21 protein-coding genes and 1 pseudogene are annotated in these 20,321 nt (G+C 70.3%); 7 read left to right on the forward strand and 15 right to left on the reverse strand.

The annotated features are described in order from the left end of the window. Positions 1-236: hypothetical protein (locus ACG83_RS44920; protein WP_152991633.1), on the reverse strand; the 236-nt coding region annotated here is incomplete at its 3' end. A gap of 295 nt (positions 237-531) precedes the next feature. On the opposite strand from ACG83_RS44920, the gene ACG83_RS44925 reads away from it, so the two are divergent. Both ACG83_RS44925 and ACG83_RS48245 read left to right on the forward strand, forming a co-directional pair. Continuing rightward, the gene (locus ACG83_RS44925) at positions 532-1,242 is read left to right on the forward strand and encodes a hypothetical protein (RefSeq protein WP_152991634.1); all 711 of its coding nucleotides are present in this window, start codon (positions 532-534) and stop codon (positions 1,240-1,242) included. Positions 1,243-1,437: 195 nt separating this feature from the next. After that, positions 1,438-1,638: pseudogene (locus tag ACG83_RS48245) on the forward strand (hypothetical protein); the annotation flags it as partial. Positions 1,639-1,742: 104 nt separating this feature from the next. Here ACG83_RS48245 and ACG83_RS38175 read toward each other — a convergent pair. After that, entirely contained in the window at positions 1,743-2,681 is a 939-nt protein-coding gene (locus ACG83_RS38175; protein WP_054571144.1) for a ribose-phosphate pyrophosphokinase, read from the reverse strand. Between the two features lie 299 nt (positions 2,682-2,980). Here ACG83_RS38175 and ACG83_RS38180 point away from each other — a divergent pair, with 299 nt between their 5' ends. Both ACG83_RS38180 and ACG83_RS38190 read left to right on the forward strand, forming a co-directional pair. Beyond that, positions 2,981-4,585, forward strand: a complete 1,605-nt coding sequence (locus tag ACG83_RS38180) for a YhjD/YihY/BrkB family envelope integrity protein (protein WP_054571145.1) — start codon at positions 2,981-2,983, stop codon at positions 4,583-4,585. 138 nt (positions 4,586-4,723) lie between these two features. Beyond that, the gene (locus ACG83_RS38190; protein WP_063793348.1) at positions 4,724-7,279 is read left to right on the forward strand and encodes a carbamoyltransferase HypF; all 2,556 of its coding nucleotides are present in this window, start codon (positions 4,724-4,726) and stop codon (positions 7,277-7,279) included. Here ACG83_RS38190 and hypB read toward each other — a convergent pair. The 13 genes from hypB to ACG83_RS38255 all read right to left on the reverse strand — a co-directional run bounded on the left by hypB (position 7,177) and on the right by ACG83_RS38255 (position 18,131). After that, positions 7,177-7,944: a hydrogenase nickel incorporation protein HypB gene (gene hypB, locus ACG83_RS43320; RefSeq protein ID WP_076832659.1), complete on the reverse strand. Its 768-nt coding sequence runs from the start codon at positions 7,942-7,944 to the stop codon at positions 7,177-7,179. The two genes, ACG83_RS38190 and hypB, sit on opposite strands and share 103 nt — an antisense overlap. Further along, positions 7,944-8,339 carry a hydrogenase maturation nickel metallochaperone HypA gene (locus ACG83_RS38200; protein WP_054571149.1) on the reverse strand — a complete coding sequence of 132 codons (396 nt, stop codon included), beginning with the start codon at positions 8,337-8,339 and terminating at the stop codon, positions 7,944-7,946. Before ACG83_RS38200 ends, hypB begins: the two co-directional genes overlap by 1 nt. A gap of 15 nt (positions 8,340-8,354) precedes the next feature. Then, positions 8,355-9,518, reverse strand: coding sequence for a hydrogenase expression/formation protein HypE (gene hypE, locus ACG83_RS38205; RefSeq protein WP_054571150.1), 1,164 nt, complete (start codon positions 9,516-9,518; stop codon positions 8,355-8,357). Continuing rightward, positions 9,515-10,702, reverse strand: coding sequence for a hydrogenase formation protein HypD (gene hypD / locus ACG83_RS38210; RefSeq protein WP_054571151.1), 1,188 nt, complete (start codon positions 10,700-10,702; stop codon positions 9,515-9,517). Before hypD ends, hypE begins: the two co-directional genes overlap by 4 nt. A gap of 54 nt (positions 10,703-10,756) precedes the next feature. Next, positions 10,757-11,029: a HypC/HybG/HupF family hydrogenase formation chaperone gene (locus tag ACG83_RS38215; RefSeq protein WP_006538162.1), complete on the reverse strand. Its 273-nt coding sequence runs from the start codon at positions 11,027-11,029 to the stop codon at positions 10,757-10,759. A gap of 113 nt (positions 11,030-11,142) precedes the next feature. Next, positions 11,143-11,682 (reverse strand): hydrogenase maturation protease, encoded by a 540-nt coding sequence (locus tag ACG83_RS38220; protein ID WP_054571152.1) that lies wholly within the window; start codon positions 11,680-11,682, stop codon positions 11,143-11,145. Beyond that, the gene (locus ACG83_RS38225) at positions 11,679-12,950 is read right to left on the reverse strand and encodes a hypothetical protein (protein WP_054571153.1); all 1,272 of its coding nucleotides are present in this window, start codon (positions 12,948-12,950) and stop codon (positions 11,679-11,681) included. Before ACG83_RS38225 ends, ACG83_RS38220 begins: the two co-directional genes overlap by 4 nt. Next, the gene (locus ACG83_RS38230; RefSeq protein WP_054571154.1) at positions 12,947-13,564 is read right to left on the reverse strand and encodes a DUF6084 family protein; all 618 of its coding nucleotides are present in this window, start codon (positions 13,562-13,564) and stop codon (positions 12,947-12,949) included. Before ACG83_RS38230 ends, ACG83_RS38225 begins: the two co-directional genes overlap by 4 nt. Then, positions 13,564-14,340, reverse strand: coding sequence for a DUF5947 family protein (locus tag ACG83_RS38235; protein WP_054571155.1), 777 nt, complete (start codon positions 14,338-14,340; stop codon positions 13,564-13,566). Before ACG83_RS38235 ends, ACG83_RS38230 begins: the two co-directional genes overlap by 1 nt. Continuing rightward, positions 14,337-14,972, reverse strand: coding sequence for a hypothetical protein (locus ACG83_RS38240; protein ID WP_054571240.1), 636 nt, complete (start codon positions 14,970-14,972; stop codon positions 14,337-14,339). Before ACG83_RS38240 ends, ACG83_RS38235 begins: the two co-directional genes overlap by 4 nt. 5 nt (positions 14,973-14,977) lie before the next feature. Beyond that, entirely contained in the window at positions 14,978-16,774 is a 1,797-nt protein-coding gene (locus ACG83_RS38245) for a nickel-dependent hydrogenase large subunit (RefSeq protein WP_054571156.1), read from the reverse strand. Next, positions 16,771-17,826 (reverse strand): hydrogenase expression protein HypE, encoded by a 1,056-nt coding sequence (locus tag ACG83_RS38250; protein ID WP_054571157.1) that lies wholly within the window; start codon positions 17,824-17,826, stop codon positions 16,771-16,773. Before ACG83_RS38250 ends, ACG83_RS38245 begins: the two co-directional genes overlap by 4 nt. A 38-nt stretch (positions 17,827-17,864) precedes the next feature. Further along, complete coding sequence (locus tag ACG83_RS38255; RefSeq protein ID WP_054571158.1) at positions 17,865-18,131, reverse strand: HypC/HybG/HupF family hydrogenase formation chaperone; 267 nt, start codon at positions 18,129-18,131, stop codon at positions 17,865-17,867. 140 nt (positions 18,132-18,271) lie between these two features. Between ACG83_RS38255 and ACG83_RS38260 the strand changes: the two genes are divergently transcribed. The 3 genes from ACG83_RS38260 (at position 18,272) to ACG83_RS43325 (ending at position 20,195) form a co-directional block, all read left to right on the forward strand. Continuing rightward, the gene (locus tag ACG83_RS38260; protein WP_054571159.1) at positions 18,272-19,138 is read left to right on the forward strand and encodes a Sir2 family NAD-dependent protein deacetylase; all 867 of its coding nucleotides are present in this window, start codon (positions 18,272-18,274) and stop codon (positions 19,136-19,138) included. Next, positions 19,135-19,683 carry a GNAT family N-acetyltransferase gene (locus ACG83_RS38265; protein ID WP_054571160.1) on the forward strand — a complete coding sequence of 183 codons (549 nt, stop codon included), beginning with the start codon at positions 19,135-19,137 and terminating at the stop codon, positions 19,681-19,683. The genes ACG83_RS38260 and ACG83_RS38265 overlap by 4 nt, the downstream gene beginning before the upstream one ends. 233 nt (positions 19,684-19,916) lie before the next feature. Further along, a complete protein-coding gene (locus ACG83_RS43325; RefSeq protein ID WP_076832686.1) occupies positions 19,917-20,195 on the forward strand; it encodes a UBP-type zinc finger domain-containing protein in 279 nt (92 codons plus the stop codon). Positions 20,196-20,321 lie beyond the last annotated feature (126 nt).

Raw genomic sequence — 20,321 nt, forward strand, 5'->3', positions numbered from 1 at the left:
GCCGCCAGGCACTCCCCGACCAGACCTGCACCCAGACCGGCAACCCCCACACCGACCGCTACGACCTCGGCAACACCCGCATCTGCCAACACGGCACAGACAGCCTCGCCGATGCCCTCGCAGATACGCAGGACATGTTGTCCGATCTTCAGAGCTCCGCTGATGGCGCGAAAATTTCCGTCGTGGCTCGCCTCGATATCGCCGGCCGTGATCCGATTTACGGCGTAAATGGACATGGGCAGGCGTATCCACGGCCCGCCAGTGTAATGCCCCAGTCGATGGGGCACGCCGAATCCGATGCGTTCATTCAGGCGGCAAAAACTGGAGCAAATGGTGGTATCGCGGATCTCTATGTGGCAGGCAAGATTCCTTGCGGGTTCTGTCGATCCAGCCTAGGTGGATGGGCAAAGTTTCTCAATCTTGACGAGTTGAACGTGTATGGTCCAAACGGATACGTGGGTCAGTATGTAAGGGGTGGGAGGTATCGTACGCTAGAGTGGGGAGATAATCCCCACTAGTTTAGGGAGCCTGATGTTCGATGTGGCAGGGAAGCTCGCCGTTCTGCCGTCTAGCCCTAGCGAGATGCTTGGGTTACTGCGAGAGGTGGTTGAGGCGTGGCGAGGCGAGGCCGGGAACCGGGTTGGCTGCACCTCCGAGGAGCTCGTAGCCGTACAGGGCAGGCTCGGTGTGCAGATTCCGTGGCCTCTGGGGAACTTCCTCGGTCCGAATGGAATCGGGCGATACCTTATGAACTGCCAGGATCCGTTCCTTCTACCCCGCAGTATGCGGATCGAAGATAATGTGCTCGTGATTCAAGAAGAGAATCAAATGTGCGCACTTTGGGGCATCTCAACTCAGCGGCTAGCAGAGCTCGACCCGCCAGTTCTTTTTAAGGGTCTAAATGATGTGACGGGTGATTGGCGCCCCTATCACGGCAGGCTCTCCGTGCACCTCTTCGAGGCGGTCCTGAACGAGTTGGTAATTTCATCGAAGGGCAGCATATTTCGTGAAGTAGACGAAGATTCCATTGATGCACTTACCGGCTCGCTGATACAGGTCGGAATTCCCAGGCACCCATTCTGGGCCGAACCGGAAGGAGCGGCAGTTAAGTGGCTCGCTGGCGCCGAAATATTGGTGCGCATTGACGGAGACTCGATAATCTGGGCTTCAGCCCCGTTGGGATACGAAGCGCGGGGCGTTCTCAATATTGTTCCTGAGGGCTGGGAGAGTGTCGACTCCTGAATTCTTCGTGCGACATGCGGGAATGCTATGCGATGGACTTTGTTCCCCTTGCCATACGTCAGGATCTTTGGCAGAGGGGTTCGTTGGCCATGAGCCCTAGGAGATCAAGATGAGTCGTCCTCCGGTGATCCCGGCCGAGGACAAGGTCCGGATCGTGTTGTCGGTGCCTACCAGCGCGTCGACACCCTCTACAACCTCACCATCGCCGACCTCCACACGTACTATGTCGTGGCAGGATCGACACCGATCTTGGCCCACAACAGCAACTGCAAAACCATCGACCCGGTCGGGGGTGTCAAGAAAACAAGCATTCGGGTAGCCCGGGGGATCTTATCCCCGGGCCCCACAGAGCCCGGTGACGATCTCTCGTCACTGGGCTCTTGTTATCCTGTCTGAACCGCTCCGGGTTCATTAGGGGTCGGGGCGGTTCATTTGAGGTTGCAGCGTCGAACCGGCGCTGGAATAGATAACGTCGAGAGCGGCTGTCGCTTGCAATGGGGTCAGTCGAACAGGGCGCTGACGGATTCGCCGTTGTGGATGTGGCGGATGGCTTCGGCGAGTGCCGGGGCGACCGACAGAACCGTGAGCTTGGAGAACTGGTCGGCGGCTGGCACCGGGACCGTGTTGGTGCAGACGATCTCCGTGACGTCGGGCTGGTCGCCGATGCGCTTGAGCGCGCCGTTCGCGAACAGGCCGTGCGTGCAGGCGACCCGGATGGACCCGACGCCGATCTCGCGCAGGCGTTCCAGCAGTTCCAGCACGGTGCTGCCCTGGGCGATCTCGTCGTCCAGGATGATGATGTCGCGGCCCGCGACGTCGCCGATGACGGCGCTGATCGCGACGCGGTCGTCGGCGAAGCGCTGCTTGGCACCGGCCGCGACGGGGACGCCGAGGCGCCGGGCGAACCGCGCCGCCTCCTTGGCGTTGCCGAGGTCGGGGGAGACGACGGTCGTGTTCGACAGGTCGTTGCGCTGGAAGTGCTGGGCGAGTTCGCGCAGCGCGTGCAGGTGGTCGACCGGGACGCTGAAGAAGCCGTGTACCTGCGGTGAGTGCAGGGTCATCGCGAGGATGCGGCTGGCGCCGGCGGCGACCAGCAGATCGGCGACGAGCCGGCCACCGATCGAGATCCGCGGTGTGTCCTTCTTGTCAGACCGCGCGTAGGAGTAGTGCGGCATGACGACGGTGATCCGGGCGGCGGAGGCGCCGCGGGCCGCGTCGAGCATGAGCAGCAGCTCGACCAGGTTCTCCTGGACGGGTTTGACCAGCGGCTGGATGAGGAAGATGTCCCGCTCGCGGCAGTTCGCCTGCAGCTGTACTTCCAGACAGTCGTTGGCGAAACGGTCGACCCGCACCGGCGAGAGTGGAACGTCGAGGTGGTCGCACACGTCCTGGGCGAGCTGGTGGTGCGCACTCCCACTGAACACGGCGATCTCTCGCACAATTAGCTCCCGATGTCTGCGCTGCTGGGGATCTTCGCTGACCGGGCCATCCTACGAGGCGCGGCCGGCGAGCCGGCTCGCCGCGGCCCCCACAGGCGGGTGCGTTCCCGCGGGCCCGCCGGCCGGTGCCGGGCTGGCCGGGTGCCGGCCCGTCCGGGCTGGTTCTGTCGTGGCGGGGACAGGCCCAGGTCCAGCATCTCGCGGGATACTTCGGCGTAGGTCATCCCTACGATCGCGGATGTCGGTCCAGATTCTCCGCAGCGGCGTGCGCCCGGCGCGCCGGGACGAGGAGGCAGTGGATGGCCCTCGGCGCGCGCCTGGATCGTGCGCAGCAGAGCCGACCGAGTGTCGCGTTCCCGCTCGCGGTCGTCTACAAGTTCACCGAGGACCAGGGCGGGTACCTGGCCGCGCTGATCGCCTTCTACGGGTTCCTCTCGCTGTTCCCACTGCTCCTGCTGCTCACCACCTGCCTCGGTTTCGTGCTTGCCGGGCATCCGGACCTGCAGGAGCAGGTGGTCAGCTCCGCGCTCAGCCAGTTCCCGATCATCGGTGACCAGCTGCGCAACGACGTCCACGCGCTGCGGGGGAGTGCCGCCGCGGTGGCGATCGGCGTCTTCGGCAGCATCTGGGGCAGCCTCGGTGTGGCCCGCGCGGTCGGCAACGCGCTGGACACAGTGTGGGCGGTTCCGCGCCGGTCCCGACCGAACCCGTTCTTCGCCCGGGTGCGCAGCTTCGGCCTGATCGGTCTGCTCGGCCTCGGTGTGCTTCTGACGACCGTGCTGTCGGCGATCACGACCCGGGCGAGCGACCTGGGGACCGGCCTCGGGGTCGGCCTGCAGGTGCTGGCCGTGGTGCTCGGTCTCGTCGGGAACACGGGCCTGGCCCTCGTGGCGTTCCAGCTGCTCACCGTCAAGGATGTGTCGTTCCGCCAGGTCCTGCCCGGGGCGGCGGTCGCCGCCGTGGGCTGGCAGCTGCTCCAGTCGGCCGGTACCTATCTGCTGCAGTACCAGCTACAGGGCCGGACCCAGGTGTACGGGCTGTTCGCCCTGGTGCTCGGCCTGGTGACCTGGCTGTACCTGCTCGCCGTGGTGATCGTGTTCGCGATGGAGATCAACACGGTGCGGGCCGGGCGGCTGTACCCGCGCGCGCTGCTGACGCCGTTCACCGACGACGTCGTCCTGACCGACTCGGACCGGCGCGTCTACACCGCGTACGCGCAGGCCGAGCAGTTCAAGAGCTTCCAGAAGGTGGACGTCTCCTTCGACCAGGATCCGCCCATGGAGCTGACCCACGCGATGCGCACCACGGGGACCTGCCGCAGGTTCCGGCCGGACCCGGTGCCTGATGACGTCCTGGTCGAGGCGTTCGACGCGGCCCGGTTCGGGCCGCAGGGCGGGAACCGGCAGCCGGTGCGGTTCGTCGTCGTGCGCGATCCGGAGCGCCGCGCGGCGCTGGCGGAGCTGTACCGGGCCCGCTGGCAGCTCTACCTGGCGGCGTTGCAGGAGCGTGGGCTCGAGCCGCCACCCGACACGGACCACTTCGTGCGACACCTCGCCGAGGTACCGGTGCTCATCGTGGTCTGCGTGGAGCTGGCGGCGCTGCATCCGACCGACACCGATCTCGGCCGGCTCAGCATCGTCGGCGGGGCGTCGGTCTACCCGATCGTGCAGAACCTCTGCCTCGCGCTGCGCGGCCAGGGTGTCGCCAGCGCCCTGACCACGCTGTTGGTCGCGGACGAGCCCGCGGTGGCCGAGCTGCTCGCGATCCCGCCCGGGTACATCACCGCTGCACACCTGGCGGTCGGATATCCGGAGGCGGGCTTCCCGCGCCGGCTGAGCCGCCGCCCCGTCACCGAGCTGGTCTTCGAGGACACCTTCGGACACCCGATGGGCGACAGTCAGTAGCCCGACGGGCGACAGTCAGTGGTCTGAGTGACACTCGGGAAATGACGGCACGAGAGCATGTCAGGGTCGACGTGACCGGGATCGTGCAGGGGGTCGGCTTCCGTCCCTTTCGTCCACGGGCTGGCCACCCGGCTGGGGCTGCGCGGCGAGGTCGGTAACGACAGCGAGGGCGTCCACATCGAGCTGGACGGCGACGGCGCCGACGTCGCCGCGTTCCTGACCGCGCTGCGGGACGAGGCGCCGCCGCTCGCGGAGATCGACACGGTCGACGTCACGGAATACACCGACCACACCGACCACATCGGCCACACCGATGGCGCCGGTGGCGCGGACGGCGCCGGTTCCGCGGAACCGGGAGGTGGCTTCCGCATCGTCGCCAGCGATCCGGCGCGCGACGGGGGCGGGCCGCGGACGCAGGTCTGCGCCGACAGCGCCACCTGCGCGAACTGCCTGCGCGAGCTGGCCGACCCGGCCGACCGGCGCTACCAGTACCCGTTCATCAACTGCACGAACTGCGGGCCGCGTTTCACGATCATCCTGGACGTCCCCTACGACCGGCCCGCCACGACGATGGCGCCGTTCCGGATGTGCGGCCGCTGCCGGGCCGAGTACGAGGACCCGACCGATCGGCGTTTCCACGCCCAGCCGGTGTGCTGCCCGGACTGCGGGCCCACGCTGGAGTTCCGGCCGGCGCACGGCTTCTGGCTGACCCCCGACTTCCGCCTCGGGCCGGGGTTCCGCCTCGGGGCCGGGATCCGTCCCACCACCCGCCCGGGCCAGGCGCCGTCCGACAACGCCCTGAACCAGGCGGCGGCGCTGCTGCGGGCCGGCGGGATCCTGGCGGTCAAAGGCCTCGGCGGATACCACCTGGCCGTGCTCGCCACGGACGACAAGGCGGTCGCCGAGCTGCGCCGGCGCAAGCGCCGCGACGGCAAGCCGTTCGCCCTGATGGCCCGGGATCTGGCCGAGGTGGAGCGGCTCTGCGTCGTCGACGTGACCGCCCGCCGGCTGCTCACCGGCCGGCGCCGCCCGATCGTGCTGCTCGACCGCCGGCCCGCACCGCCCGACGCGCCTGCCCCACCGGACGCGTCCGACCTGCCCGACGGTGCCGGGACGTCCCCCTGCATCGCACCGTCGGTTGCCCCCGGGGTCCGGACGCTCGGGATCATGCTGCCCTACACGCCGCTGCACCACCTGCTGCTCGGGCGCCTGCCCGGTCCGATCGTGCTCACCAGCGGCAACATCTCCGACGAGCCGATCCTGTTCCGTGACGACGAGGCCCTCGCCGGGCTCGGCCGGGTCGCGGACGGGTTCCTCCTGCACGACCGGGCCATCCACACCCGCCTGGACGACTCGGTCACCCGGTCGGTCCGCGGCCGCGCGGCGGTGGTGCGCAGGTCCCGCGGCTACGCGCCGGAGCCGGTGCCGCTGGCCTGGGACGTCACCCGGCCCGTGCTCGCGTGCGGAGCGGAGCTGAAGAACACGGTCTGCCTGGCGGCGGGGCGGCGCGCGTACCTGTCCGGGCACCTCGGCGACCTGGAGAACCCGGCGACCCTGCGTTCGTTCGCCGGTGCCATCGAGCATCTGGGCAGGCTGTTCGACATCCGGCCGGAGCTGGTGGCGCACGACCTGCATCCGGAATACCTGTCCACCAAGTGGGCGCTGGAGCAGGAGCTGCCCGTCGTCGGCGTCCAGCACCACCATGCGCACATCGCCTCCTGCCTGGCCGACAACGGACAGCGGGGGCCCGTGCTGGGGGTGGCGTTCGACGGCCTGGGCTTCGGCCTCGACGGCACCCTGTGGGGTGGGGAGTTCCTGTGGGCCGACCTGACCGGCTTCACCCGGGTGGCCCACTTCGAGCCGGTGGCACTGCCCGGCGGGGCGGCGGCGATCCGCGCACCGTGGCGGATGGCCGCCGCCTACCTGCAGGCCGCCGGGGTGGACCACGTGGAGCGGCTCGGGGTCGCGCGGCGCAACGAGGCGTGGTGGGACGCGGTGACCAGCCTGGCCCGCGCGTGCTCGGCCACCTCGCCGGCGACGCCGTCGGCGCTGGCAACGCCGGACACACCGCCCACGCCGACTCCGCTGGCGCCGCGGACCAGCAGTGTGGGGCGGCTGTTCGACGCGGTCGCCGCGCTGGTCGGCGTCCGCGACACGATCCGCTACGAGGGGCAGGCCGCCATCGAGCTGGAGCAGCTGGCCGCACCCGGTGACCACGGCGCCTACCCGTCCGGGGCAGGCCGGGGAGCACTGGCCCGGGGCACACGGGTCGGGGGAGCGCCGGGCACCGACGCCCTGGTCCTGTCGGGTGCCGGGCTGGTCCGGGACGTGGTGGCGGACCTGCGCGCCGGGGCCACCTCGGAGGTGGTCGCCGCCCGCTTCCACACCACCCTGGCCAGGCTCACCGTCGACACCTGTGTGGCGCTGCGGGAGCGGCTGTTCGGAACGGAGCCCGGCACCGTGGCCCTGTCGGGCGGTGTGTTCGCCAACGTGCGGCTCGCCGGGGAGATCGAGGACGGCCTGGCCCGATCGGGCTTCACCGTGCTGACCCATGCGCGGGTGCCCTGCAACGACGGCGGGATCAGCCTCGGTCAGGCGGCCGTCGCCAGCGCGCGCAGCCAGGAGAACCAGTCGGACAGCCCGGCCCCGTCGTTCGCGGACACCGCCAGCACCCGGACGGACGGGTTGACCTGACGCACCGCGTCGGTGAACTGATCCCCGTCGAAGGCCAGCCAGGGCAGCAGATCGACCTTGGTCAGCAGGATCAGATCCGCGGCCCGGTACATGTGCGGGTACTTGGTCGGTTTGTCCTCGCCCTCGGTGACCGAGGTGAGCACCACCCGGGCCGTCTCACCGAGATCGAACAGCCCGGGGCAGACCAGGTTCCCCACGTTCTCGATGAGCACCACGGAGCCCCGGTGCGGGTCGATGGCGCCGCGGTGCGGGTCGAGACGGCCGGGTGGCGGGTCTAGCTCGCGCAGCGCCCGGCCGACGGAAGCGGCGTCCAGATGACAGCCGGTGCCCGTGTTCACCTGGACCGCCGGCGCTCCGGTCGCGCGGATGCGCTCGGCGTCCAGCCGGGTCTCCTGGTCGCCTTCGATCACCGCGCACTCGACGGCCCCGGTGAGACCGGGGATCGTGTGCTCCAGCAGCGTCGTCTTCCCCGAGCCCGGAGAGCTCATCAGGTTGACGGCGGCTGTCCGCCGCGCCGCCAGCCAGGCCCGGTTCTCCCGGGCGGCCTCGTCGTTTCGGGCCAGCACGTCCAGCTCCAGCCGCAGCATCCGCGTCGCGGCGCCGGCGCCGGGGCCGGTCTCGCGTGCCGACTCGTCGGTGCGGTCACACCCGCAGGTGCCACACATCAGCCCACCTCCTCATCGGCCACCTCGACGTCGGCCACCTCGACCTCATTGGCCACCTGGACGTCGGTCACCTCGACTGCGACGATCCGGACCTGCTCACCGCCGGTCAGGTCGATCTCGTGGCTGCCGCACCGGCACGGCGTGAGCAGGTCGGGCAGGTCGACGTCTCGCCCACATCGTCGGCAGTGACCCCGCCCGACCGGCTCGGTGAGCTCCAGCCGCGCGCCGGCCAGCGGTGTGCCGGCGGCGACCAGGTCGAAGCAGAACCGCACCGGCTCGGTCATCACCCCGGACAACCGGCCGATCTCCAGCGCCACCCTGGTGACCCGCACGTCCGCGGGCAGCCGGTCGACGACCATGTCGACCAGGCCGACGGTGACGGAGAGCTCGTGCACCGCGCGACCGCCCGGTCAGCAGATCCGCGGCAGCGGGTCGCCCACCAGCAGGTCGACGATGCGGGTGCCGCCGAACGCCGTGTTGAGCAGCACCGTTCCCGGCGGGTCGTCGACGATCCGGCCGATCACCGTGCTCTGCGCGCCGAGCGGGTCCGCACGCAGGGCCGCGAGCGCGGTGTCGACCGCCTCCGGGGCGACGATCACCACCATCCTGCCCTCGCACGCGACGTACAACGGGTCGAGCCCGAGCAGCTCGCAGGCTCCGCGCACCTCGGTGCGGACGGGAACCGCGGCCTCGTCGACGACGACCCCGACACCGGACGCCTTCGCGACCTCGTTGAGGATCGTCGCGACTCCACCGCGGGTCGCGTCCCGCATCGCCCGCACGCCGCCACCTGCTGCGCCGCCGCCCGGTGCGCCGTCACCGTCCTGCGTGCCGCCACCGTCCTGGGCGCCGTCACCGCTCTGCGCGTTGACGGCTGCCAGCAGGCGTGCGGTGAGGGCTGACAGCGGGGCGGTGTCGGAGCGGAGGTCGGCACTGAGGTCCAGCTCGCCGCGGGCCAGCAGCACCGTGATCCCGTGGTCGCCGATCGGCCCCGTGACCACGACGACATCCCCCGGCCGGGCCAGTGACGCCCCGAGCCGCAGCCCCGGATCGACCAGACCGACGCCCGTCGTGGTGATGTAGCAGCCGTCGGCCCGGCCACGCTGGACGACCTTCGTGTCCCCGGTGACGATCGACACGCCCGCGCGCGTCGCCGCCTCGGCCATCGACGCCACGATCCGGCGCAGGTCCGCGATGTCCATGCCCTCCTCGAGGATGACCGCGCAGGCCAGGTGCAACGGGCGGGCCCCGGCCACCGCCAGGTCGTTGACCGTGCCGTTCACCGCGAGATCCCCGATGTTGCCGCCGGGGAAGAACAACGGCGTGACGACGAACGAGTCCGTCGTCAGGGCGAGGCGCTCGGTGCCGGCGGCGAACACCGCCGCGTCCTCCAGCGGTTCCAGCAGCGGGTTGCGCAGTGCCTCGAGGAAGACCGCGTCGACCAGGGTCGCTGTGGCCTTGCCGCCGGCGCCGTGCGCCGAGGTGATGTGGGTGTCGCGCAGCTTCGGACGCCGGCGCCGCGCGGCCTCGACGCGGTCGAGGACTCCGGACGCACCCTGGCCTGCCGTCGTCATGTGCCGATCACCGCCTTTCTGCGGTCCGCCTTCGCGGGGCCGACGGAGCCGACGTCATCCCCGCGATGGGGGTTGGCGGAGCCGCGGTGGCGCAGGCGCCCGAAGTTGTAGTAGGCCGCGCAGGCCCCTTCGGGGGAGACCATGCATGCCCCGATCGGGGTCTCCGGGGTGCAGCCGGTGCCGAAGACCCGGCATTCCCACGGCTTGATCACACCGGTCAGGACCTCGCCGCACTGGCAGGCCTTCGGGTCGGCGACCCGGGCACCTGGTGGCGCGAAGATCCGCTCGGCGTCGAAGGCCGCGAACCGCTCCCGCACCTGCATGGCCGACCACGGAATGCGTCCCAGCCCGCGCCACTCGAAGTCCGGCCGCGGTTCGAGGACCTCGTCGATGGCGGCGAGTGCCACCGGGTTGCCCTCGGCCGCGACCACCCGGGTGTACTGGTTCTCGACCTCGCACCGTCCGTCCCGGAGCTGACGGAGCAGCTGGTAGATGGACTGCAGGATGTCCAGCGGCTCGAAGCCGGAGACCACCAGCGGCTTGCCGTAGTCGCGCGGGATGAACTCGTACGGCCGGCAGCCGATGACCGTCGAGACGTGCCCGGGGCCGACGAATCCGTCCAGGCGCACGTCGGGGGAGTCGAGGATCGCCCGCAGCGCCGGCACGATCGTGATGTGGTTGCAGAAGACGGAGAAGTTCTCCAGGCCTTCCGCGGCCGCCCGCAGCACCGTCAGCGCGGTGGACGGTGTCGTCGTCTCGAAGCCGATCGCCATGAACACGACCCGCCGGTCCGGGTTCGCCCGCGCGATCTTCAGCGAGTCGAGCGGGGAGTAGACCATCCGGATGTCGGTGCCCTCGGCGTTCGCGTCGAAGAACGAGCCGTGACTGCCCGGAACCCGCATCATGTCGCCGAACGAGGTCATGATGACGCCGTCCTGACGGGCGATGTGCATGGCATCGTCGACCCGGCCCATCGGGATGACACACACCGGGCAGCCCGGGCCATGCACCAGGGAGACCGCCGGCGGGAGATGGTCCTCCAGACCGTGTTTGTAGATCGTGTGGGTGTGCCCGCCGCACACCTCCATGAAGGCGTAGGCCTGCCCGGGTTCGCACAGGTCGGCCATCCGGGCCGACAGCGCCCGCGCGGTGTCGGCGTCTCGGTACTCGTCGACGAAGCGCATCAGCTTCCCCTCCTTCCTCGCTGGTCGGCCGACGTTCCGTGAGCCTGAGCAGGCTCAGTCGATGGCCGATGCGCGCAGCGCCGCCAGCTCGTCGTCGTAGGCCCGCCCGATGCCGGTCAGGAACTCCAGCGCCGCCCGGGCCTCGGCCTCGTCGATCAGGGACAACGCGAAGCCGACATGGATGAGGACCCAGTCTCCCGGCCGGGGCGGGGTGGCGTCGAGCAGCCCGATGTTGATCGCCCGCCGCACTCCGCTGACGTCCACCGTCGCGATGTCCGGGCGGTCCGGGCGGATCTCCACGACCTCGCCTGGGATGCCAAGGCACATGCCGGATCACATCCGGCTGAAATCTAGGTAGCGCCGCAGGTCAGGGGTCACTGTGACGGCCACTGCGCCGAGGCCGGCCGTCGCGGCGGCGAGCAGTATCCAGTGCGACATGATCAGCTCCTTCGCGATTTCGAATGCGAGTGCGAGTACGAGTACGAGTACGAATGCGCGGGTGTTTCCGGGGCCTCCTCCGACGCCGCCACCTCCTCGACCACGGAGCGGACGAGCCGGGCCGCGGGCTCCACGGCGGCTGCCACCTGCGCGGACAGCCCGATCTGGGGATGCACGATGGCCGGTTCGCAGCCGACCAGCAGGGCGCGGTCGAGGTGGCCGCCGAGCGTGGCGACCAGGTCGAGGACGGCGTCCGGCCGCATCCCGTGCGCGTCGAAGCCGACCGGTTCCCGCGCGCCGCCCAGATCCAGCAACGAGATCGTTCCCGGCGGGTGCCCGCGCCCGAGCGCGTCGACGAGCACCACAGCTCCGTACCCGGAACACAGGTCGAGGGCGAGCTGCATGCCGCTGATCCCGTAGTCGGCGACCGTGACGCCCGGCGGTGGGCCGGCGTCGAGCAGACGGCGCACCACCTCGACGCCGAAACCGTCATCGGCGAGCAGGACGTTACCCACTCCGGCGACCAGCGTGGGCGGGCTCATCTCGGTTCCAGTTCGTCCGGGCTGAAATACAGGAAGCGGCCGAACTCCCGGCGCAGGTCGGCGCCCGGATCCTCGTCCAGGGTGACCGCGATGTGGGTCCGTCCGTCGAGGTCGTGCAGTACCGCGGCGACGGTGGCGGCGGCGCCGTCGACGAACATGTCCTGCGCGTCGGTCCGCCCGCGGCGGGGCCGGACCCACACCGCGGCGCCCTCCACCAGCTGCGGGGACGGGGCCAGCGGCGGGGACGGGGTGGCACCAGCCGGGTCGGAGCCGGCGATCCGGGTGCGGCCGTGGAGTTTCTCGACCATCGCCGGCGCAAGCTCCGCGACGGCGTCCAGGAGCTCGGCCGCCCGTGGGTCACCCGCCCGGGCGTCGCGTTGCTCGGTCTCGGTCAGGGTCGCCGTGCGCAGGGCGAGCATCTCGTCGATCTCGGTGGCGTCGCAGAAGGAGGTCGGGCTCTCCGCGGCGAGATGAGGGTCGTCCGGGAGGGTGATCGGTGCCGCCAGCAGCGTGTCGCTGCGGCCGGGCCGGCCCAGCAGGGCGGGCCACAGCCGCTCGTTGGCACAGTCAGCCGCGGCGCGGGCCGCCCATTCGGGCGGGTCCGCCAGCGACAGGAACTCCCCCGGGGCGACATGGGCCACCAGTTGCAGCCCGATGAACGCGGCCCCCAACGCCGCGTCCCGCGCTCCGGCGGCGGCGTCCGGCGCGCCCGGTGGCTCACCGGCGGAGATGTTGCGGACGCTCGCGCGGATCCGGAACCCCCCGTAGGGGCCAGGAAGCCGCTGGGCGTCGAGCAGCAGCTCGCCGCGCGCCGCGGGCGTCGACGGCGTCGGCCGCGGTGGCGGGTAGGTGAGTTCTCGGCGTGCCGGCTCATCGAGCATGTCGGCGAGGCGCATCCGCAGGGCGGTGGCCGCCTCGCCGCGGGCTCCGTCGTGCTCCCACAGCCATCGGATCGCGACTGTCAGCTGGGCGTCCGGGCCGCCGTCGAGGAGGAACTCGGTGTGCGCGTTGCTGTGCTCGCCGCTGCCGGCACCGGCGAACGACGGGGGCATCAGCACCCCGAACTGCCAGTGCTGCTGGTTCTTCAGCGCGTCGGCCCGGTAGGGGTAGAGCAGGTAGCCCTCGTACAGGACGGTGTCCGAAAGCGCCCGCGCCGCGGCGGACAGGAAGCCGAGCGCGTCATCGTCGCCGGGCACGGGTGCGGACGTCCCACCATCGGCGTGGTCACTGATGGCCGCGTCGGTGCTGGTCCGGTCCGGCGATCTCATCGGTCCTCCCCGGCCAGCAGCGAGACGATCGCGGCGTCGGCGGTCGCGATGGCATGGTCGCGGCGGTAGCGCGTGAGCGCGTCGACGGTGCTGCGATCCAGGCGAAGCCAGCCCGAGCCGGGGAAGTAGGCGTCGATCAGCTCGCGCCAGGTGGCCACCGGCAGGCGGCAGGTGGTCTCCAGGCGCCAGGGCACCTGCTCGACGCGCAGCCCGTGCGGGCCCACCCCGAAGACGGTTCCGCTGAACATCAGACGCAGCGGGATCACCCCGCCTCGCAGCGACTGGAAGTAGTTGCCGGCGGCGACCTCAAGATCGTAGCTGCAGGGCACGGCGAGTTCGACGTCCGCGCTCCCGGTGAAGCCGGGAATCATCGTGGACACCATCGCGAACTGGATCGGATGCGGCGGGCCGGCTCCGAACAGCCCGGTCAGCGCCTGCGCCTCCGCGTCGTCGTAGCGACGCGCGCCGGGCTCGATGCGGATCTGGCAGCGGAGCGCCAGCGCGTGCAGCCGCTCACCGCTGTGCTCCTCGACCCGCAGGACGAACCGGAGCGTCGGCGCCGCGGCATGCCGCAGCGGCGTGACCTCGACACAGGTGAAGGTCAGGTCGGCCATCATGCGCCTCCCACAGCCGAAGTCATGGGAGCAGCCGCCGCAGCGCTGGCCGCATCCGCATCCGCAGCGCTGGCTGTGGCCGCGGGCGTGGCCCCGGCCCCGGCCCCGGCCCGGTGCCGGGCGTCGGCGAGGAAGGCCGCGAGGTGGGCGCGGGCGTCGGCGCCGCCGTCGAATCCCCGCCAGTGCAGCCGCAGGTCGCCGACGAGCCGGTAGCAGGCGTCGATCGGCAGCAGGTACCCCGCCTGGCCGTCGCGGGTGACGTGGACGAGTACCGCCTCGACCTCGGGCTCCGGCCGCCACGCCGTTCCGCCCGTTGCGCGGTCGGTACCAGCGCCGGTGCCGATACCGGTGCCGGTGCCGGTGCCGGGGCCGTCGGTGTCGTCGAGGTTGAGGTCCTGTGGCGTCAGGGTGGCGGGCAGCTCGCAGTGCGTCGCCCCCGCGGGACTCGGGTAGAAGGCGTTGACCGCTCCGTCGAGGATCACGAAGAACGCCAGCCCCACCGGGATCCCCGCCGCGGCCAGCAGCCGCGGGCCGGCAGCGAAACTGGGGGCGAAGTGGTATCGGGTCGGTATAGCGCGGTAGCGCCCGCCGCCGGCTCCGGTGGGGGTGAACAGCAGCCGGCAGCCGGGGCAGGCGCACAGGATGGACCTGGTGGCCAGATCCGCGACATGACCGTGACCGTGCTCGTCGTCGACCGCCTCACCGCAGAACTCGCACCGGGTCATGGCGCGGCCCGGGTTCCCGGCGAGGAAGCGGCGCAGGGTGGGGGCTGTCATGGCGTGCCCGCCCGACCCGCCCTGCTGGCACGGTCAGCCGTGCCCGCCGCGCTCACGCCGACGACGGGCAGCAGGGGACGTCCCGCGGCGAGGTCGCCGGCGAGATGCTGCCCCTCGACGGTGACGCCGACCTCGGGTGCGAGCGCCGCGACGGCGCTTTCGACAGCGGCGATCACCGCCGGGCTGGTCGGCTGCCCGTCGGCCCGGACGGTGACCATCCGATCGTCGGCCGGGCCGGTCACCGCCAGCACGGGGGTCCGGTCGCCGAGCCGCGCGCGGATCTGGTCGAACGCCTGCTCGACCCGGTCGCGGGTGCTGACGGGATGCAGCCCGTGCATCGCCAGCATGGCGCCCAGGTGCGGGTCGGCCGCGAGCCGCCGGACGGTGTCCGCGTCGGCGATCCGGGTGACGCGGGCGAGGCCGGCACCGTAGAACTCCATCAGTGCTCTGACGATCTCTTCCGCGAGCACCCGCGTCCGGCTGTCTCCCAGCTGCTCCATCCTGGCGAGCAGACCGTCGACGCGGGCCGCGGTGTCACGCGGGTCCGTGCTGTCGTGCGGGTTCAGGTCGTGCGGGTTCACGGTGTCGCGCGGGTCCGCGGTGGTCGCTGTTGCTGTTGCTGTCGCTGTCATCGCGCTCATCCGGCCGGGGTGAAGGCATGCGGGGTGTGCAGCACCTCCAGGGTTCGTCCGGTGCCGGTGTGCATGTGCACACCGCATGGCAGGCACGGGTCGAAGCTGCGGACCGTGCGCATGATGTCGATCCCCTTGAACGACTCCGGCGGGTTCTTCTCGAAGATCGGCGTGTTCTGCACCGCGTCCTCGTACGGGCCGGGGGTGCCGAACACGTCGCGCACGCTGGCGTTCCACGGCGTCGGCGGGTACGGGTGGTAGTTCGCGATGCGCCCGTCCCGGATGACCATGTGATGGGAGAGCACCCCGCGCACTGCCTCGGTGAAACCGCAGCTCACGGCGTCCTGCGGGACGTCGAACGGCTCCCAGGTCCGGGTGTGGCCCGCGCGGACCTCGGCGAGGGCCTGCTCGACGAAGTAGACCGCGCAGGCCGCCGCGTAGGCCTGGAAGTAGGTGCGTGCCCGGTTGCGTTCCAGGGCGTTGCTCCACCGGGGGATCATCCACTCGAAGGTCCGCTCACCGACCGTCGCCGACTTCGGCAGGGTGATCTGGACGCTGCTGCCGGTGGCCCGTACGTAGCCGATGTCGACCAGCCCGGACAGCGCGGTGCTCCACAGCCGGGCGATCGGGCCACCGCCGGTGTCGAGGGGGAGGTGGTCCGTCCCGTCGAACCAGCGCGGGGACATGACCCACGAGTACTTGTCGTCGAAGTCGCGCCGGCCCGGATGGGGGATGGTGTGCTGGTTCCAGGGGTGGTGGCGGTCCACCGGGTTTCCCAGCGGGTCGTTGGTGACGAACATCGGCTGGTCGGCCCAGTCGTCGTAGTACGAGCTGCCCAGCAGGATGCGGATGCCGAGGTTGATGTCGACCAGGTCGTTGGTGACCAGCCTGCCGTCGACGATCACGCCCGGGGTGACGAACATGTGCCGGCCCCAGTCGGACATGTTCCGGTAGGTGAAGTCGCAGTGCGCCGGGTCGTTGAACGAGCCCCAGCAGCCGAGCAGCACCCGCCGCCGGCCGACCTCCTCATAGCCTGGCAGGGCCTTGTAGAAGAAGTCGAACAGGTCGTCGTGCATGGGGACGACGCGCTTGAGGAACTCGATATAGCGCATCAGCCGGGTGAGGTAGTCGGTGAACAGCTGCACGGACGCGACGGTGCCCACCCCGCCCGGATAAAGCGTGGACGGGTGAACATGGCGCCCCTCCATGAGGCAGAACATCTCCCGGGTCACCCGGCTCATCGCCAGGGCCTCGCGGTAGAACTCGCCCTCGATGGGATTGCGTGCGTGCATGATGTCGCCGATGGTGCGGTACCCGTGCTGGTCCGCGTTGGGTGACTCGGTGCGCCGGGCCTGTTCCAGCACCTCGGGATTCGTCTCGCCGACCATCTTCTCGCAGTAGTCCACACCGACCAGGTTCTCCTGGTAGATGTTGTGGTCGAACATGTACTCGGCGGCTTCGCCGAGATTGATGATCCATTCTCCGAGGTGTGGTGGCTTCACTCCGTAGGCCATGTTCTGTGCGTAGACGGAGCAGGTGGCGTGGTTGTCACCGCAGATACCGCAGATCCGGCTGGTGATGAAATGCGCGTCCCGCGGGTCCTTGTCCTTCATGAAGATGCTGTAGCCGCGGAAGATCGATGACGTGCTGTGGCACTCGACGACCCGCCGGGCCGGCCAGTCGATCTTCGTGTAGACGCCCAGGCTCCCCACGATTCGGGTGATCGGGTCCCATGACATCTCCAGCAGATGGGAGTCAGAGCCTCGGGCTTCGGTTTCCCTGTGCTCCGAGGTGGTTGTCATGCCAGCACCTTCTCCCGCGAGTCCTCGGCGTGCTGGGGCGCGTGGCCATCCCGGCGCCGCCAGTGCGGTTCGATGTCGGCCTTGCGCGCCGTGATGGCGCGGAGCCTGCGGATGACCGCGCCGTACACGCTGCTGGCCGCTGCCGACACATGGGCGCCGGGTGGTTCGTCCATGAACGGCATGAAACGGTCCGGGAAACCGGGCATGGTGCAGGCGATGCAGATGCCGCCGACGTTCGGGCAGCCGCCCACCCCGTTGATCCAGCCCCGCTTCGGGACGTTGCACTTCACCACCGGTCCCCAGCAGCCGAGCTTCACCAGGCACTGCGGGGTTCCGTATTCGGTGGTGAACTGGCCCTCCTCGTAGTAGCCGGCGCGGTCACAACCGTGGTGCACGGTCGCCTCGAACAGCCAGCGTGGCCGCAGCTGTTCGTCCAGCGGAATCATCGGAGCCTGGCCGCTGGCCTGGTAAAGCAGATAGGTGATCGTCTCCGAGAGGTTGTCCGGCTGCACCGGGCAGCCCGGTACGCACACGATCGGAATCTGCGCCTTCGATTTCCAGTCCCAGCCCAGATAGTCCGGGACCCCCATCGCGCCGGTCGGATTCCCCGCCATGGCGTGGATGCCGCCGTAGGTCGCGCAGGTTCCCGCCGCGAGCACGGCGAGTGCCTTGGGCGCAAGGCGGTCCAGCCAGGTGCTGGTGGGTACCGGCTGGTGGGTCTGCGGATCGTTGCCGAAACCGCACCAGTAGCCCTCGCCGGTGATGAGGTCCTCGTTCGGGATGGAGCCCTCGACCACCAGCACGAACGGGTCCAACTCGCCGTGATCAGCCTTGCGGAACCATTCGATGAAGGTGTCGGCGCCCTGCTCCGGGCCGGATTCGAAGTCGATGAGCGGCCAGTGCACGCTGACCTTCGGCAGACCCGGCAGGGCGCCGAGCACGATGTCCTCGATGCTCGGCTGCGTCGCCGCGGTGAGCGAGACGGAGTCCCCGTCGCAGCTCAGACCGGCGTTGATCCAGAGTATGTGGATCGGTTCCTCGACTGTGGACACGAATCTCCACCCCTTCCGTCGTCGACCGATCACTGATCTCAGACGACGGCGATCGCCTCCCCGGCGTGCACCAGGACGGTGTCGCCCGCCTGCGCCTCGACCAGCGCGATGCTGATCTCCTCCACCCCCGCAGCGGCCCTCGCGACGGCCAGTCCGCCCTCCTCCAGCCGGACGATCTCCATCTCGATCGCGTCGTCCGAACAGGTGATGCAGTGGCCCGTCTCGCCGGTGAGTTCACCGGCGGGGTGGCAGGGTGGAGCGCTTGGGCCAGCTATATCGGCATGGTCCTTGCGGTGCGTGTTCACGGCCTAACGGTACGTCTGTGATGTGAGCGGCACCACCCGACACGTGACGACCTGCGCCGCGGCGGGACGGTGGCGCCGTGGTGAGCATGACCACCCAGACCGGGCCTGATGTCCGCCCGGCGCGCCCTACGCTCGGAGACATGGCCTTCGCCTCCTTGCGGGATCTCGTCGCGGCCGGCGGCGTCGCCGTGCTCACCGGCGCGGGGATCTCGACGGGTTCCGGCATCCCGGACTACCGCGGCCCGAACGGGTCGCTGCGCCGGCACACCCCGATGACCTACCAGCAGTTCACCGGGGACGCCGAGTCCCGGCGCCGGTACTGGGCCCGCAGCCACGTCGGCTGGCGGCACGTCGCGCTGGCCCGCCCCAACCCGGGCCACCACGCCGTCGCGGCGCTGGAGGGGGCCGGACTGGTGGACGGCGTCATCACCCAGAACGTCGACGGCCTGCACAGCGCCGCCGGCTCGCGGCGGGTGATCGACCTGCACGGCAGCCTGGCGCGGGTCCGCTGCCGCGGCTGCGGGGTCCTCAGCGACCGGGCCGATCTCGACCACCGCCTGCGGCTGCGCAACCCCGGTTTCGGCAAGCACGTTTTCGACAGCGGAGCCGTCGCGGGCTCGCCGTTGGGCGCCGAGGTCAACCCGGACGGCGACGCCACGCTCGCCGAGGCCGAGATCGACGGTTTCGCCGTGGTCGGCTGCGCTGACTGCGACGGTGACCTCGAGCCCGACGTCGTGTTCTTCGGCGCGACCGTGCCGCCGGCCCGGCTCGCCGCGGCCGTCGACCTGCTCACGCAGTCCCGTGCGCTGCTGGTGCTCGGATCCTCGCTGGCGGTCATGTCGGGCTACCGGTTCGTGCTGCGGGCCGGGGAGCTGGGCATCCCGGTCGGAATCGTGAACCAGGGCCCCACCCGCGGCGACGCCCGGGCGGCCTTCACGCTGGACGCGCAGCTCAGCACGGTCCTGCCGCGGCTGGCCACCGAGCTCGCCGGCGCGGCGGCGCGATGACCGCCGTCGATGATCTCACCGTCCGTGTCGCCGACAGCCAGGACGCGGCCGCGCTGGTCGAGCTGATCGAGTCGGCGTATCGCGGCGAGGGCAGCCGGGTCGGCTGGACCACCGAAGCCGACCTCCTCGACGGCCAGCGCACGGATCTGGCGATGGTGCTGGCGGCGATCGCGCGGCCGGATCTGCGGCTACTGGCCGCGGTCGACCCGACGGGCGCCGTCGTCGCCTGCTGTGAGCTGGAACGCCGACCCGACGGCGCGTACTTCGGGATGTTCGCCGTGCGCCCGGATCTGCAGGGCAGGGGCGTCGGCGACCGGCTGCTCGCCACCGCCGAGGAGTTCGCGCGCCGGCAGTGGCATGCGGCCCGGATGGAGATGCTCGTGATCTCACTGCGGGACGATCTGATCGCCTGGTACGAGCGGCGTGGCTATCGGCGCACCTCCCGCCGCGAGCCGTTCCCCTACGGGGACGAGCGGTTCGGCCTGCCACGCCGGACGGATCTCGTCTTCGTCGTCCTCGACAAGGATCTCGCACCCGGCGCCTGAGCTGGCGTGGGCCCGGCCTGCCGGCAGCGGTGCTGCTGGCGACGGTGCTGCCGGCGGCGGTGCTGCCGGCGGCGGCGAGACGGGCGGAGACGCCCGATCGGTACTGGATCTGTCGTCCAGTCGGATTCTCCGTGAACTGGGAGTGTCTGTGTACTGATCGGGATACTGATCAGGTGTCGCCAGAGGCTGCCCGCGGCGGTGATACAACCCGCCTCACGACGAGCGGCCGTTCAATGGAGAATGAGGACGTGAGCGTTGCTGATGATCCTCATCTGTCGATGATCCGGCCGGTTGTACCGACAACACCAGATGGCTGCACCGAGTGTCTGCGGGTCGGCTCGTCCTGGGTGCATCTGAGGCTGTGTCTCACCTGTGGCAATGTGGGTTGTTGTGACTCCTCGCCGCTGCGACATGCCCGCGCACACGCGCATACGGAGGGCCATCCGGTCGTCCGTTCGTTCCAGCCCGGCGAGCACTGGCGTTGGTGCTACGTGGACGAGGCCTATGTATAGCTGTGTCCGATAGCGTGCCCAAAAGCAGGGCGTCCGATGTTTGGGCATCCGAAATGCCCCGGTGGGTGCCCGGTGGTTCGTGGAACCTCCGCCGGGCCGCCGTGGGCCGAGGTGCGTGCGCCGCCC

This window comes from Frankia sp. R43, assembly GCF_001306465.1.
In the GTDB taxonomy this organism is placed as follows: Bacteria; Actinomycetota; Actinomycetes; order Frankiales; family Frankiaceae; genus Parafrankia; species Parafrankia irregularis.